Here is a 14,904-nt window from a genome sequence, read left to right on the forward strand (position 1 = left end):
CGTGATCCGCTACATCCTTTGGCGCCTGGCGGTGATGGTGCCGACCCTGCTGATCATCTCCGCGCTGATCTTCACCATCATCGAGCTGCCGCCCGGGGATTATTTCGAGAGCTACGCCGCCGAACTCAGGGCGCAAGGCGAAGGCGTCGACATGGACCGGCTGAACCAGCTACGGGCCGAGTACGATTTCGATAAGCCGCCGGTGATCCGCTATTTCTACTGGCTGGGCGGCATGCTGCACGGCGACTTCGGCTACTCCTTCGAATACGAGCTGCCGGTGTCGGATGTCGTCGGCGACCGGCTGTGGCTGACCGTGCTGGTCTCCTTCTGCACGATCGTCTTCACCTGGCTGATCGCCTTTCCGATCGGCATGTATTCGGCCACGCACCAGTACAGCTGGGGCGACTACGGGCTGACCTTCCTCGGCCTGCTCGGCATCGCCATCCCGAATTTCATGCTGGCGCTCATCCTGATGTACTTCGCCAACATCTGGTTCGGCACCTCGGTCGGCCATCTAATGGACCAGAGGTATCTTGGCGAGCCGATGAGTTGGGACAAGGCGAAGTCGATCCTCGAGCACCTCTGGATCCCGGTGATCATCATCGGAACCGCGGGAACCGCCGGCATGATCCGGCGCCTGCGCGCCAATCTGCTCGACGAGCTTCAGAAGCAGTATGTGATGACCGCGCGGGCCAAGGGCCTTCACCCGTTCAGGACGCTGGTCAAATACCCGCTGCGCATGTCGCTCAATTTCTTCATCTCCGACATCGGCTCCATCCTGCCGGCGATCATCTCCGGCGCCGAGATCACGGCCATCGTGCTGTCGCTTGAGACCACCGGGCCGATGCTGATCAGGGCGCTGCAGAGCCAGGATATGTATCTGGCGGGCTCGTTCCTGATGTTCCTCGCCTTCCTCACGGTGATCGGCGTGCTCATCTCCGACATCGCGCTGGCGCTGCTCGATCCACGAATCCGACTGCAGGGCGGGAGCACCAAATGACCACCTCGTCGCTGCCCGCGCCCGGCGCCCCGCTCGACCATTACGTCTCCGACGCGCCGTTCGATCCCTACTCCGTCGAGGCGATGACGCCCGCCCAGGCGAAGGTCTACCAGGCCTCGCAGCGGCGCCTGATGTGGTGGAAGTTCAAGCGGCACAAGGTGGCGCTGTGGTCGGCGATGTTCCTCGCCGCACTCTATTTCATGATCCTGATCTGCGAGTTCGTCGCGCCCTACAACCTGCATACGCGAAACGTCGACTTCATCTACTCGCCGCCGCAGGACGTCCACTTCTTCCACGAGGGCAGCTTCGTCGGGCCGTTCGTCTACGGGCGCAAGATGACGCTCGACATGGACACGCTGAAGCGCAACTACACCGACGACACGAACGACGTGCAGAAGCTGCGCTTCTTCTGCTCCGGCGATCCCTACGAGTTCTGGGGCCTGGTCCCCGGCAGCTTCCATTTCGTCTGCCCGGCCAAGGACGGCCAGTTCTTCTACCTGGGCACGGACCGGCTCGGCCGCGACGTGCTTTCGCGCATCATCTACGGCGCAAGAATCTCGCTCACAATTGGCCTGCTCGGCGTCACCTTCTCCTTCGTGCTCGGCGTGATCATCGGCGGGCTCGCCGGCTATCATGGCGGCACCTTCGACCTGATCGTCCAGCGCATCATCGAGGTGCTGCAGTCCTTGCCGAGCATCCCCCTGTGGCTGGCGCTTGCCGCGATCATGCCGGTGACCTGGAGCCCGATCGTGGTCTATTTCGGCATCACCCTGATCCTCGGCCTGCTCGACTGGACGGGTCTCGCGAGGGCAGTGCGGTCCAAGCTCCTGGCGCTACGCGAAGAGGACTACGTACTCGCCGCCCAACTCATGGGCGCAAGACCTGCCCGGATCATCGGCCGGCATCTCATCCCCGGCTTCATGTCGCACCTGATCGCCTCGGCGACGATCGCGGTACCGGGCATGATCCTCGGCGAGACGGCGCTGTCCTTCCTCGGGCTGGGTCTGAGGCCGCCGATCACCAGTTGGGGCATCCTGCTCACCGAGGCCCGCAGCGTCAACGTGATCGCCTTCTATCCCTGGTTGCTCTACCCCATGATCCCGGTGGTTCTGGTGATCCTCGCCTTCAACTTCATGGGCGACGGCCTGCGCGACGCTGCGGATCCGTATAGGTAGGGCCGGCGGCGCCCTCCCGCTTGAAGAGAGGTGACGGTACCGAGCGGCTCTCTTCACCCCTTCTTGTTCGCCGCGTCGTAAGCTTCGGCGAAGTAGGCGAAGAACACGTCGAGCATGCCGTTCTCGTGCTCTGCTGTCTTCTGTTCCCAGCGCTCGACGAAGACCTCCCAGGACCGACTCTTCTTGGAGAAGGTGGCGTTGCCCACCTTGGCGGAAATCGTTTCGGGCGAGAGTTCGTCGAGCAGCTTTCCGAGCGCCTTCTGCATGGCGGTGTAGGTCGCGAGTTCGTGGCGCTTGAGGTCGGCGAAGCCGGACTCCAGGCTCCCTTTCGCGCTCAGGAAACCGGGGCGGCGGCGCGAGAACATCACGTCGATCGCTTCGGCGCTGCCCGGGATGAACTTCAGCGGATTATTGTGGGCCGAGCCAATCATCGTGCGGCTGGAGCTTTTGGTCATGGCCTTGGCCGCCGCGCGGGCGCGAAGCAACTGCGCCAACTGCTCGACGCAGACCTTCAGGGATTCGCCGATCTCGCAGCCGACCTCAGCAGGGTCGCGGCCGGCAAACGTTTCCGGACTGACCCCCGCTCCCGCTGCCAGTCCCTGGAGGAAGCGGGAAAGACCTGCGTCGCCTCCGGTCGGCGCCGGGCGCGCCGGCGGGAAGGGCTGCGCCGAAAACGGCGCGACGGAAACCGATGCCGAAGGGCCGGCGAAATTGCCGGCCGGTTCGCCTGCGAAACCGGGACCGGCGGCCGGCATCGGTCGGCTCCAAGCCGGCAACTGCTCGGGAACCCCTTGTGAGGGTGAAGGCGCAAGGGGCGGCGCCGAGGCGGGGCTCGATCCCGGCGCCGCCTGCGGGACAGAAGCCGCGGGCGCCAATGATGGCGGTACGGCCGGCGCGAATGGTTCGGGCGACGGGGGAGCGAATGCGGGGTGGAACGGCTGCTCCGATCGGGGGCGTGGCGCGACGGCATCGGGACGAAGCTGAAACGGAGTTTCGCCGGACCCGGAAAACGGGTCGGCCACCGCCCCGGATTGCGGCGAGCCTGCGGGCTGCATGTCAGGGAATTCAAGAAACTGCTCTGAGAAATCCGGCGCGCGGCGGCGGTTGACCGGTTCCGGCATGAGTTCACGTCGATCAATCGGCGCAGGAGCGGGTTCGCCGGTGCTCCAGATGTCGTCGGAAGGCGAAGACAAGGGCTCCGCCCGGGGCGAGGACTCCCTCTCATCATTGCAGTCGGACAGTTGCGCGCCGGGTTCGTCGACCGTGACGCTGACGATGTACTGACCGATCGCCAGCCGGTCCCCAGTGGCCAGTCGGTAAGGACTCTTCATCCGTGCGGAGGAGCCGTTCAGGAACGTGCCGTTGCTCGAGACGTCATAGAGCCAGTAGCCGCCCTTCTCAAACCTCACCTCGCAATGAAGACCGGAGATGTGCCGGCTTGGGTCGGGGAGCGTCCAGTCGAGATGCTGCTGGCGGCCGATCTGGAAGCCGCGATTGCGCGCCTGATAGGTGATCGGCCCGCCGTCTGGCAGGGAATCGACGCTCTCGATGGTAAGCGTGATGGTCATCCTGTCGCTTCGGTGCCTCCGCCCAGCTTCGATCGAGCAAGACTATAGGTCCCAACCTAAAGCGGAACATTAACCGAGGCGGGGTGGAAGGCGCAAACCTGGCCCTCAACTTTCGGTCATCTGTATGCCCATCGACACACAGGCGGACAGTACGGCTGCCCGTTGCTTGAGCGGAACGCGGGCGATCGCCGTCAGCACGCCGGCATTGACGGCGCGTGCGGTCAGGAACGGCGGAGGCAGCACCGGCGCCGTGCCGGGCGGTGACATCGAGCCGCCGCTCCAGCCGGCCGCAAGCGCGATCCAGGCGCCGGGTGTCTTGACGGGGGCTGCCAGGCCGGCGTCGAGAGCGGCGTAGCGGCGCTCCTCCTCCGGGTCGCGGACCCACTCCTCGGCAGCGGCAAGCAGCGCCCCGTCTTGGGTGGTCAAGCCTTCGGGCAAGCGTGTCAGGCACTGGTGGCCCCACCAGACGGCCACCCGCCGGGAAAGCAGATAGGCGCAAAAGGTCACCCCGTCCTCGGGTGTGCGGCTGGACAGCAGTCCGCGCAGGAAGTCGAGCGAAGGCTGTTCCGAGGGCTGCGCCGTCATATCCTCGGCCGCGGTCGGAAAGGCTTCGAAAAGTTCCTTCGAGGTGTTGAACCGAAGTCGACTGCTCATCTCGCCCGCCGCCCTGGATAGCCGCTTACAGCTCTAGAAGTGACACTCAGTTGATCTTCACCAGCGTGCCATTGATGATCATCATTGCCGAAGCCTCATGCTGGGAAAGCATCTTTGACGTCGACTTGAATTGCATGTCGGCGCTGATCTCGACCGTGAGCGCCTCGATCTTGATCGACGTCGGGTCCATGGTGATCGAGCTCTGGCCGCATTGAATGGTGATCTTCGTTCCCGCCTTGATCAGGATCTCGTTCGCCACCTTGAGAGTCTCGTCGTGGTCGACGGTCGTCGTCCGGTCATGCTTCACATGCCGGCTTTCGTTATGCTCGACAGTGGAATCCAGATTCTTCTGGGCGTGGAAGCGCACAAGTTCCGAACCCTTCGAATCGTCCAGCACCAGTTCGTTGTAGCCCCCGCCCCCCGTCGTCGAGTTCGACTTCCACCCAGAGATGTTTTTGGAGCCGGGCAGCTCGAAGGGAGGCATATTGTCGGCGTTGTAGACACTGCCGATGACGATCGGCTGGTCGGGATCGCCTTCTAGGAAGTCGACGACGACCTCGTGGCCAACGCGCGGAATGAAAATCGCGCCCCAGGACTGGCCGGCCGACACCTGAGCCACGCGCACGCGGCGCGACTTGTCGGATTTGCGATCCCAGTGGAAGCGCACCAGGATGCGGCCGTACTTATCGCAGTCGATCTCGCCATCGCCTACAACCACTGCCGTCTGCGGCCCTCGGATAAAGGGTCTCGCCGTGACGGCAGCCGGTGCGAATGTCTGGTCGGACCGCATGAACTCGTAGACGCCTTGATAGGCTTGAGATGGCCCGGCCCCGGAGCGGTATGACTGTTCCTTGAAGGAGTGCGAGGCTCTCAGGACGAAATACTGCTTGTTCTGATTTGAGTCAGGATGGTCGGTGAGGTCGACCAGCGTACCCGGATAAAGGGATGCGCAGTCGCCTTCGGCATGGAAGCGATTGTCCTCGGCCCGACTCATGTCCAGTCTGACCTGGGCATAGTCGATTCCTTCCGACTGCTCCGCATACCTCCCGGGATAGAGATAGCTCTCCAGCTTGCCGTGCTCGTATTTCGCGTCGCCGGTCTTCTCGGATTTCATGTTGGAAGACGGCTTTTCGAAATTATAATCGGTCGTCGCGACCTTTCCGGTCGTGAACCTGCGCTCGGGGCGCCACATCGACAGGTGTTCGGTGTCGCGGTTGTGCTGGGCAGCGATCGTTATGAACGGCCGTGAACCGCCCGCGACGGGCACTGATGCCGAACTGCTGTCGCCCATGATCATCTTGTGGGCGCCGACCGAGTGCCGGAAGAAATAGAAGATTCCCTCTTCCTCCATGAGCCGGCAGACGAAGTCCATGTCGCTTTCGTTGTACTGTGCACAGTACTCGCGCTTGCGGTAGCTCCTCGACAGCGACTGCTGGAAGTCGGCCAGCCCGCCATGTTCGGCCAGAACCTGGTCGATGATCTGCGGCGCGGTCTTCTCATGGAAGATCAGCGAGTTCACCCGCTTGGACAGCACCCAGAGCCAGGGACGCAGGATGAGTTCATAATGATTGCCTTCATCACTGACGTCGATCCATCTCGCCTCGGCTAGCATACCGTCAAAGATGCGCTCGCTGCCGTCGACCGTCTTCAGCTTGACCGTGCAATGCTTGCCGATGGCATCGTCGAAGGTGAGGAGGGCCTTCTCCGCATTGATCGCTTCGACGCGGTACTCGAATAGCCGGCTCACCGTCTCGCTGCCTTCAAATGAGGTCAGCGCGAGCCTGTCCGAGCCCAGTGGAGTGTCGAGCCTGCCGATCCGCTGTGCTTGCGTGTAGGGACTGGCCATCGCAGCGAATTCTCCCTTGGGCCGGACGCCGATCGGGCGCGGCCACCCTCGTCCGGCCGACCGTCACAGCTGTCGGCGTACAGTCCATAGATCTGGTTCTTTTCCACCCGATGTCTCGGCACCGGCACTTGGTATCGGCCATGATTCATGAGTGAGCCATGGAACAATCCCGGACCAAAACTCCTTCGACTTGCCACCTCCAAGTTACGATCTGACTTTCATTGACACAATCTGCCGTCACTTCTATCATTCGCCTTTGCACAGGGTTACCATATCTTTGCATCATCGAGGGAGTGAGGGTGTTATGCGCACGGCTATCTTTGCGTCGGTGCTCGCCGTCACCGGTTTTTGCTGGGCAGGTGTCTCCGTCGCCGGCCCACAGCAGACCGCCGACCAGATCGTCGACCATTTCGCCAAGACGGCGAACCTCGGCGCAACGCGCGGCATCTGCATTGGCACCACGGAGGAGTGCAACAAGGACCAGCCTGCACCGGCGGGACTGGACATGCTGATCAACTTCGATCTCAATTCGGCGGAGCTTACGGAGCAGGCGCGCGCCAACCTCAACGAGTTCGCGAAGGCACTCAAGGACGATCGCCTCCGCGCCGCCACCTTCATCGTAGAGGGGCACACGGACGCCTCCGGCGACGAGCGCTACAACGACAGGCTGTCGGAGCGGCGCGCCAAGGCGGTAACGGCATTCCTGCTCGCCAACGGCATCAGCCTCGACAAGGTGGAGGCGATCGGGCGCGGCGAGTCCAGTCCCCGCGTCGCGGATCCGTATGATGCGATCAACCGGCGCGTCGAGATGAGAATCAAGATCCAGTAACCGCGGCAGCGTTGCACGACACCAAGCTGAAACGCAGGGCGAGGTAACCTCCATCAGTCACCCGAATTGGCGGGTGCCTGAATTGCAATCGAAGTCGCCATGCGTTTCGACAGCCTGATCAACCCGGTTTCCGAGAGCGAGCCCTGCGGGCCCGATCTCGATGAGATCGGTGACGATCAGTACCTGAACTACATGATGGGCGCGGACAATCGCTTGCCCAGCCGCTACCTGGACGCAGAGACAGGTGCCCCGTTCGACCGGGCGAAGATCGATCTCAAAACTGAAACGCAGGCGATCGGCGGCTTTCTCGAACAATCGCGCGATCTTCGGTTGCTGACCCTGGAAGCCCGTCTCCAGGCACTCGCTGGCCAGATCATCGCCTTCTCAGAGTGCCTCCAGGCCTTGGCAGGCCTGCTGGAAAAATTCTGGGACGACGTTCATCCGAAGGACTTCGACGGGGACTTCACGCTCCGCCAGAACACAGTCGGCGTTCTGGAGGACCGTACGACCGTGATCCTGCCGCTGCAGTACGCGCCAATCGTGCGCGACCAGAGGGCTGGTCCGATCAGCCTGCGGGAGTACCTCGTCGCCACGGGCAAGGCGCAGCCGCGCGAAGAGGAGCACACGCTCGACGTCAATCAGATCATTGAGACGCTACGCAGCGAGGGCCATCGCGGCGTAGTGGATGCGATCCATTCATCGCTGACGGCGGGCTTCGGCGCACTCAGGACGATCCAGACAGTTTTCGACGAGGGAACCGACTACCAGTACTCGCCCAATTTCGACTTGCTCCGGGGCGTGCTGGGCGATCTGCGCAAGCTGATCGAGACGGCGCGGCCCGATCTGGGCAGCGGCAACGCGGAGGCCGAAGCCAGTCCTCAAGCCGAAGCGTCTACGACTACGGGCGGCGAAGTCACTCACATCGAATTAGCCGCCGCAGCGCGGCCCGCAGCGGCTGCCGTTTCCGTAACCAGTCACGCAGCCGCGTCTGCCGCCCTGCTGGCTGCCGAGCAGTATTTCGGCCGCTCGGAACCCTCGTCGCCGGCACTGCTTCTGGTCCACCAGGCGCGTCAGTTGATCGGCAAGCCCCTGGTCGCCGCGCTCGAAGCGCTCATGCCGGACTATGCCGAGTACGCTTCGATCGTCATCGATCCCTCGGTAGGCTTCGAGTTCAACATGACGAAGATGCGAGCGATCGTGGAAGATTACGCAGCCTCGGCTGACCACGCTGCCGAGGAGACCGAGATTCCCGCCTTCGAAGCCCGGACGCGGGCCGAAGCACTCGCGCTCATCAGCGGCGTCGGTGCCTTTTTCCGCAGCGTGGAGCCCTCCAGCCCTATCCCCATGGTGCTTGGCAGGGCGGAGCGCTTCATGAGCCAAAGCTTCCAGTCGATCCTAGCGGAACTCATGCCAAAGAAGGCCGCAGAGTGACTAAGCACACGCCTTGAAACAATTTGACAAGCTGCAAGAACTTCGTGTTCCATGCTGTTAGGAGAGGAGATGAAGTATGTCGGACAGCGGTCAAAAGTTCATTAAGCGGAACCGACCTCCTCGCGTTCAAATCTCTTACGAAGATCCGTACAACGCCGATAAGCAGGTCGAGCTTCCATTTGTGATGGGAATACTTTCTGATCTTTCCGGGAACGCCTCGCAGGTGGCCAAGCCGCCCATGGCCGAGCGAAAGTTCTCCAGCGTCGACATGGATAATTTTGAGGACTACATGGCCAGCGTCGCACCGGCCGTGTCGTTCCGGACAACCAACAAGCTGGGTGGCGAAGGCAACGAGCAGTTGGGGGTCAATCTCACCTTCAAGAAGATGGACGATTTCACGCCCGGCGCCATCGCCAGGCAGGTCCCTGCTCTACGCGCGCTGCTGGAGGCCCGCGAGCAGCTTGCCAACCTGCAGCGCTACATGGACGGCAAGGTGGCGGCCGAAGATCAGCTCAAGAAGCTCCTGTCCGATCCCGAACTCATGAAGACCCTCAAGGAGCGGCGCGAGCAGGCGATCGCGGCCCCTCCGTCGGCCGAGTCGGAAGACAACGCCTAACAAATCCCTGCAGCCGACAGCCAAAGCTGAGGACATGACCCGTGGCTACAGAACTTGACACTTACGAACGAGTTCCAGGCGGCGGCGCCGCGGTCCAGGAGACCGAGGACTTCTCCGCACTTCTCAAACAGAGTTTCAAACCGCGCAGCGAACGGGCTGCGACCGAGGTCGAGAATGCGGTCAACACCCTAGTCCAGCAGGCGCTGGCGGACTCCAGCCTGATCAAGGAGGACGTTCTCGACACCATCGATGAGATGATCGCGCGGCTAGACGAGAAGCTGTCGGCGCAGGTCAACGAGATCCTGCACAACGAGACGTTCCAGCAGATCGAGAGCGCCTGGCGCGGTCTCCATTACATCGTCTTCAATTCGGAGACGGACGCCACGCTGAAGCTTCGCGTGATGAACGTCTCCAAGCAGGAGCTCTACCGCGACCTGCGTCTCTACCCGGACGCGAAATGGGACCAGAGCCCGCTGTTCAAAGCGGTGTACGAGCAGGAATTCGGCACCTTGGGCGGGCATCCCTTCGGCTGCCTGATCGGCGACTACCATTTCGACCATTCGGCCGTTGACGTGCGGCTGCTGCGCGATCTCGGCAAGATCGCCGCGGCCGCCCACGCCCCCTTCATCGCCGGCGCGGCGCCGGGCCTGATGGGCATGGATTCCTGGACCGAGCTGATGAACCCTCGCGATCTCAGCAAGGTGTTCGACACGCCGGACTATGCCGCCTGGAAGTCGCTGCGGGACTCCGAGAACTCACGCTATGTGGGCCTCTGCATGCCGCGCGTGCTGGCGCGTCAGCCCTATGGCGCCAAGTCGCTGCCGGTGGAGGAGTTCGCCTTCGAGGAGCAAACCGACGGGCACACGGGTCAGAAGTATTCCTGGATGAACGCCTCCTATGCGATGGCGGCGAACATAAACCGCGCCTACAAGGAATATGGCTGGACGGTGCGCATCCGCGGCGTGCAGTCGGGCGGCGAGGTCATCAACCTGCCGACGCATACCTTCCCGACCGACGACGGCGGCGTCGACCTCAAGTGCCCGACCGAGATTTCGATCACCGACCGGCGCGAGAATGAGCTGTCGAGGTCCGGGCTCTTGCCGCTGATCCATCGCAAGAACACCGACAAGGCCGCCTTCATCGGCGCCCAGTCGCTGTACCGGCCGAAGAAATACGACAAGGAGGAAGCGACCGCCGCGGACAATCTGTCAGCGCGTATCCCCTACATGTTCGCGATTTCGCGCTTCAGCCACTACCTCAAATGCATGGTGCGCGATCAGATCGGCGAGACCAAGGAGCGGCAGGAACTGGAGCGCTGGCTGCAAAGCTGGATCAATCTTTACGTCGATGCCGATCCGGCGAACTCGTCGATCCTAACGAAAGCGCGCAAGCCGCTCGCGGCCGCCCGCGTGGACGTTTTCGAAGATGCGGAGAACCCCGGCTTTTACGGGGCACGGTTCTATTTACGCCCGCATTTCCAACTGGAAGGTATGGATATCGGCATGAGTCTGGTCTCCCGGCTCCCCGCCAAGGCAGGGTAACCGCACCGGTCTTTCGATAATCCAGGCATCTGCAACACACGGGCGACGCTCAAGAGAGCGTGGTGTCCCTATTTTTCAGGAGGACTGCCATGGCGCAAGACATGTTCATCAAGATCGGGTCCCTGAAGGGGGAATCCGAGGATAAGGAGTTTCCGGCCTGGATCGACGTTCTGGCCTGGTCGCTCGGCGGCTCGCAAAGCGGCACCGCCCATCAGGGCGGTGGTATGGGCGGCGGCAAGGTCAATCTCCAGGACTTTTCCTTTACCAAGTACACCGACATCGTATCGCCGAAGCTCTGGGGCAAGATGTGCACCGGCGAACACTACGACACGGTCGAGTTCAAGGCGCGCAAGGCGGGCGGCAAGCCATTCATCTATCTCGAGATCAAGATGGAAAACGTGCTCGTCACCAGCGTCTCGACCGGCGGCAGCGGCGGCGAGGACCGGACGACCGAGAACGTCACGCTCAATTTCAAGAAATACAAGATCAAGTACAGTCAGCAGGCGAAGACCGGCGGCCTCGAGGCGTCCGACGACTTCACCTACGATCTCGCCCAGAACGCCGAGGCGTGAGTTGCTGTCCGGCCTGCGGCCCGAACGAGCAAGTCATGCGAACTTATCGCGCTGCCGGCCTGGACAGGCCGGCAGTTGCGTTTCGCGGCGGCCATTGAAGACGCAGCCAAATGAAAACCCGACGTCGCGACACTGAATTCCAGGCTCCCCTGCTATCCGCCTTCCGCGAAGCCTTCGAGGCTCGCGACGCCGAGGAGAATCCGGTCAAGGTGGTCGATGGCGAGCGGGTGATCGAGGGGCGGCACGCGCGCCAGCGACGAAGCGACGAATTGGCGCTGAAACGGGACCTCTCGATCGACCTAGTCGCACTCCTGAATACGATCAATCTCGCCTCGGCCATCTCGCTCGATGGGCTGGATCATGTCCAAAACTCCATCCTGAACTACGGCCTGCCGGACATTTCCCACCTGACCAGCGACGAGCGAGCCGTCGATGCGGTCAGGGGTCAGATCGCGCAAGCCTTGGCAATCTACGAACCCCGGATCATCTCCGACACCATCAGCATCGACAAGGAGGTGCGGACTAACGAGGTGGACCAGCGCGTACAGTTCTCGGTTTCCTGCGAGATGTTTTGCGTGCCGGTCGATGTCGGCGTCAATTTCGTCGCCGAGCTCGAAGTGAGCTCCGGCAAGGTCAACCTGACCCGGCTGCCGGTCTAGGCGCTGGAGCCCAGGATGAACCGTGACTTCCTCGACCTCTACCAGTTGGAACTCAAGCAGCTCTATGAAAAGTCGCGCCAGTTCGCGGAGGAATACCCCGGCGTTGCCCGCCGCCTGGGTGGTCTCATCGAAGACAAGCTGGACCCGGGCATCGCCGGGCTACTGGAGGGCGCCGCGTTCATGGCCGCCCGCGTCCAGCTCAAGATCAAGAGCGAGTACGCGGAGTTCACTTCTGCGCTGCTGGATCAGGTTCTACCGGACTACCTTGCGCCAATCCCTTCCGCGGCGCTCATCGAAGCCGTGCCTGCCTTTGACGACGCTAACCTGAAGAACGGGCTGTCCTTCCCTGCCGGGGTCTATGTCGATGCGGTCTATGTAGAGCAGCAGAAGCGGACCTCCTGTCGTTTCCGCCTCTGCAACCGGCTGACCATATGGCCTCTCCATCTGGAGGCTGCGCAGTATTTCGCCGCGCCGCCGCCTCTGCAGGCGCTCGGCCTGGAAATCCTCCCGGGAACGACGGCGGGGCTGCGGCTTTCCTTCCGCAATCGCACGTCGAAGCTGGAGGATGACGAGCCCGGCGTCACGCCGTCCGGCGCTCCCGTCAACGGGTTGGCACTCGACGAGTTACCCATCCATTTGGTCGGTACGGATGTCGACGCGGTTGCTCTCTATGAGCAAATATTTGCGAACTGCCGGCGCGTTACTCTGCGCCATCTTGACGAGTTCGGCGATCCTCGCTTCATCGCGCTGCCGCCTGAGGTCATCGCGCAGATCGGTTTCGAGGACGGCGATGCTCTGTTCGACCGGCACGGCCGGGTTTTCCGCGGCTTTTCTTTGCTTCGCGACTTCTTCGCCTTCCCGCACAAGTTCATGGGCTTCCGGCTGGAGAACCTCAGGCGGGTAATCGCCTTGGTGCCGGCGCACGCATTCGATCTTCTGTTCGAGTTCGACGCCTCCATTCCGCGTCTGGCTTCCGTCGTGAAACCGAGGAGTTTCTCCCTCTACTCGGCGACGATTGCGAACGTGTTCGAGATGCAGTGCAGCCGGGTGCCGCTTCGCCGCAACGAGCCCGAGCATCATGTCGTGGCTGATCGGGCGCGCTGGATGGACTACGAGATCTATCGCGTACTCGACGTCTTCGCCCACTACAGCGGCACCAGCGAGAAAGTCAGGGTTTTTCCCCTCTACAGCCTGCCGACCGACAACACGCCCCTCAATGATGCGCTGTTCTACTCGATACGACGAATGCCGCGGCGGGAAACCATCGAGGAGCAGCGCATCGGCACCAGGACGAATTATGTCGGCTCGGAGGTTTTCCTGTCGCTGCGCGAGCCGGCGGACATCGATGAAAGCGACCGCGCGCGTGAGCTCAGCGTGCGGGCGCTGGTGTCGAACCGGCATCTGACCGAGCAGTTGCCGGTCGGAGAGGCCGGCACGGACTTCTTCCTCGCCGACGACATGTCCATACCCTTGCGCTGCCTCGCTGGGCCGACCCCGCCGCGCGAATCCCTGCTGACCGTGGAGCGCCGGCAGCGCGCCGGTTCGACTGCGGGCGCGACTGCCTGGAAGCTGATCAATTTCCTGTCGCTGAATCACCTCGGCTTGACCGACCGCAACGCCCAGGATCGAGCCGGAGGCTTGCGCGAGTTGCTTGGCCTCTTCGCCGATCTCTCGGACGTCGTGACCGAGCGGCGGATCCGCGGCATCGTGGGCATCTCCAGCAGGCCCGTCACCCGGCGCCTTCGCCAGGCCAACGGCTTCAACGCCGCACGCGGGGTCGAGATCACCGTCAAGTTCGACGAACGTGCTTTCGAGGGCAACGGCATCATGGTGCTGGGTGCGGTCCTCGACCGGTTCTTCGCCGAATACACCTCGATCAACAGCTTCACCGAGACCGTGATCGAGTCGACTCAACGGGGCGTCGTGAAGAGGTGGCCGCCACGGGCGGGCAATGGACAGCCGCTATGAGCTTCCGCAACGACCTTCGCGCCGATCCGTTCGCCTTCGATTTCTTCCTGACGCTTCGGGAATTCGAGCGCTCCAGCCCCGACAAGCCGCGCATCGGCGAAGGCAACGTCCTTTCCGAGGAGATCGTCAGGCTCGGTCAGGATCCGTTCCTCGAATTCCCCGCCTCGACTCTGAGCGGCTACGAAGACACCGCCGGCGGGCTGCCGCGCCTGCGCACGCGCTTCCTGGGCTATTTCGGACCGCAGGGGGCCCTGCCACTCAGCACCACCGACGAGGCCCTGCACTGGTCCTCGCAGCGCGATCCCTCCTTCGTCCACTTCACCGACATCATCACCAACCGGTTCCTGCAGCTCTTTTTCCGGGTATGGGCGAACGCACGGCCGATCGCCCAGGCGGACCGACCCGACCAGGACCGCTTCTTTCGATACGTCGGCTCCTTCGGAGGGACAGGCAGCGACCCTTTCCTGGACCGCGACAGGGTGGCCAACAACGTCAAAGTGTCAGTGGCGGGGCTGACGGCATCCCGGATCAAGAGCTCGGTTCGGCTGAGCCAACTGATCGAGGCTGTGCTGGGCGTCGACGCGCAAGTCGAGGAGCGGATCGGCAGCTGGCTGGTCTTCGAGACATCCGATCAGACTGCGTTGGGCACTCAGCACTCGAGCCTTGGTATAGATACAGCGCTCGGGATGCGAGACTACAGCATCAACGACAAGATTCGCATCCGGATTGTTGCCAATAATCTCGATCAATACCGGCTCCTTCTACCGAACGGCGATCTGTCCGAGGTGATGGCCGATCTCATCTTCTATTATATTGGTCATCGGTTCGAGTTCGACATAGAGTTGGGCCTTGACGCCGAATTGGCGCCGCCGGTGAAGCTGGGAGAATCGGGCGAACTCGGCTGGACGTCATGGATGTCGCCGAAGACGCCGCGCGAAGGCGAGCGGATCATCCTGCACGACGCCCGTTTCGATCCGATGGAGCGCCGCAGGGCGGCGGAGCGAAGTCATAGAGACGCAGTCGGGCGCACATAGAGCGGAGGGAC

13 protein-coding genes are annotated in these 14,904 nt (G+C 62.5%); 10 read left to right on the forward strand and 3 right to left on the reverse strand.

The features are described from left to right. Position 1 precedes the first annotated feature (1 nt). Both HUI96_RS15980 and HUI96_RS15985 read left to right on the forward strand, forming a co-directional pair. Positions 2-1,000 carry an ABC transporter permease subunit gene (locus tag HUI96_RS15980; RefSeq protein WP_188255667.1) on the forward strand — a complete coding sequence of 333 codons (999 nt, stop codon included), beginning with the start codon at positions 2-4 and terminating at the stop codon, positions 998-1,000. Then, positions 997-2,175 carry an ABC transporter permease gene (locus HUI96_RS15985; RefSeq protein ID WP_188255668.1) on the forward strand — a complete coding sequence of 393 codons (1,179 nt, stop codon included), beginning with the start codon at positions 997-999 and terminating at the stop codon, positions 2,173-2,175. The genes HUI96_RS15980 and HUI96_RS15985 overlap by 4 nt, the downstream gene beginning before the upstream one ends. A 53-nt stretch (positions 2,176-2,228) precedes the next feature. Here HUI96_RS15985 and tagH read toward each other — a convergent pair whose 3' ends face one another. From tagH to HUI96_RS16000, 3 genes are all read right to left on the reverse strand, one after another. Then, positions 2,229-3,743 (reverse strand): type VI secretion system-associated FHA domain protein TagH, encoded by a 1,515-nt coding sequence (gene tagH / locus HUI96_RS15990; protein ID WP_188255669.1) that lies wholly within the window; start codon positions 3,741-3,743, stop codon positions 2,229-2,231. A 105-nt stretch (positions 3,744-3,848) separates the two neighbouring features. Beyond that, a complete protein-coding gene (locus HUI96_RS15995) occupies positions 3,849-4,397 on the reverse strand; it encodes a DUF6931 family protein (RefSeq protein ID WP_188255670.1) in 549 nt (182 codons plus the stop codon). A 46-nt stretch (positions 4,398-4,443) separates the two neighbouring features. Continuing rightward, positions 4,444-6,243 carry a type VI secretion system Vgr family protein gene (locus tag HUI96_RS16000; RefSeq protein ID WP_188255671.1) on the reverse strand — a complete coding sequence of 600 codons (1,800 nt, stop codon included), beginning with the start codon at positions 6,241-6,243 and terminating at the stop codon, positions 4,444-4,446. A gap of 304 nt (positions 6,244-6,547) precedes the next feature. Between HUI96_RS16000 and HUI96_RS16005 the strand changes: the two genes are divergently transcribed. From HUI96_RS16005 to tssG, 8 genes are all read left to right on the forward strand, one after another. Then, positions 6,548-7,072, forward strand: coding sequence for an OmpA family protein (locus tag HUI96_RS16005; RefSeq protein ID WP_188255672.1), 525 nt, complete (start codon positions 6,548-6,550; stop codon positions 7,070-7,072). 99 nt (positions 7,073-7,171) lie between these two features. Further along, positions 7,172-8,503, forward strand: coding sequence for an ImpA family type VI secretion system protein (locus HUI96_RS16010; protein WP_188255673.1), 1,332 nt, complete (start codon positions 7,172-7,174; stop codon positions 8,501-8,503). 76 nt (positions 8,504-8,579) lie between these two features. Next, positions 8,580-9,119, forward strand: coding sequence for a type VI secretion system contractile sheath small subunit (gene tssB / locus HUI96_RS16015; RefSeq protein WP_188255674.1), 540 nt, complete (start codon positions 8,580-8,582; stop codon positions 9,117-9,119). Between the two features lie 41 nt (positions 9,120-9,160). Next, entirely contained in the window at positions 9,161-10,660 is a 1,500-nt protein-coding gene (gene tssC, locus HUI96_RS16020; protein WP_188255675.1) for a type VI secretion system contractile sheath large subunit, read from the forward strand. Positions 10,661-10,749: 89 nt separating this feature from the next. Continuing rightward, on the forward strand, positions 10,750-11,232 hold the full coding sequence (locus HUI96_RS16025; RefSeq protein WP_188255676.1) for an Hcp family type VI secretion system effector: 483 nt from the start codon (positions 10,750-10,752) through the stop codon (positions 11,230-11,232). 110 nt (positions 11,233-11,342) lie between these two features. Continuing rightward, complete coding sequence (locus HUI96_RS16030; protein WP_188255677.1) at positions 11,343-11,891, forward strand: type VI secretion system baseplate subunit TssE; 549 nt, start codon at positions 11,343-11,345, stop codon at positions 11,889-11,891. Positions 11,892-11,906: 15 nt separating this feature from the next. Further along, positions 11,907-13,859: a type VI secretion system baseplate subunit TssF gene (gene tssF / locus HUI96_RS16035; RefSeq protein WP_188255678.1), complete on the forward strand. Its 1,953-nt coding sequence runs from the start codon at positions 11,907-11,909 to the stop codon at positions 13,857-13,859. Then, positions 13,856-14,893, forward strand: a complete 1,038-nt coding sequence (gene tssG / locus HUI96_RS16040) for a type VI secretion system baseplate subunit TssG (RefSeq protein ID WP_188255679.1) — start codon at positions 13,856-13,858, stop codon at positions 14,891-14,893. Before tssF ends, tssG begins: the two co-directional genes overlap by 4 nt. Positions 14,894-14,904 lie beyond the last annotated feature (11 nt).

Origin of the sequence: Pseudaminobacter soli (ex Zhang et al. 2022), from assembly GCF_014595955.1 — a bacterium.
In the GTDB taxonomy this organism is placed as follows: domain Bacteria; phylum Pseudomonadota; class Alphaproteobacteria; order Rhizobiales; family Rhizobiaceae; genus Kumtagia; species Kumtagia pseudosoli.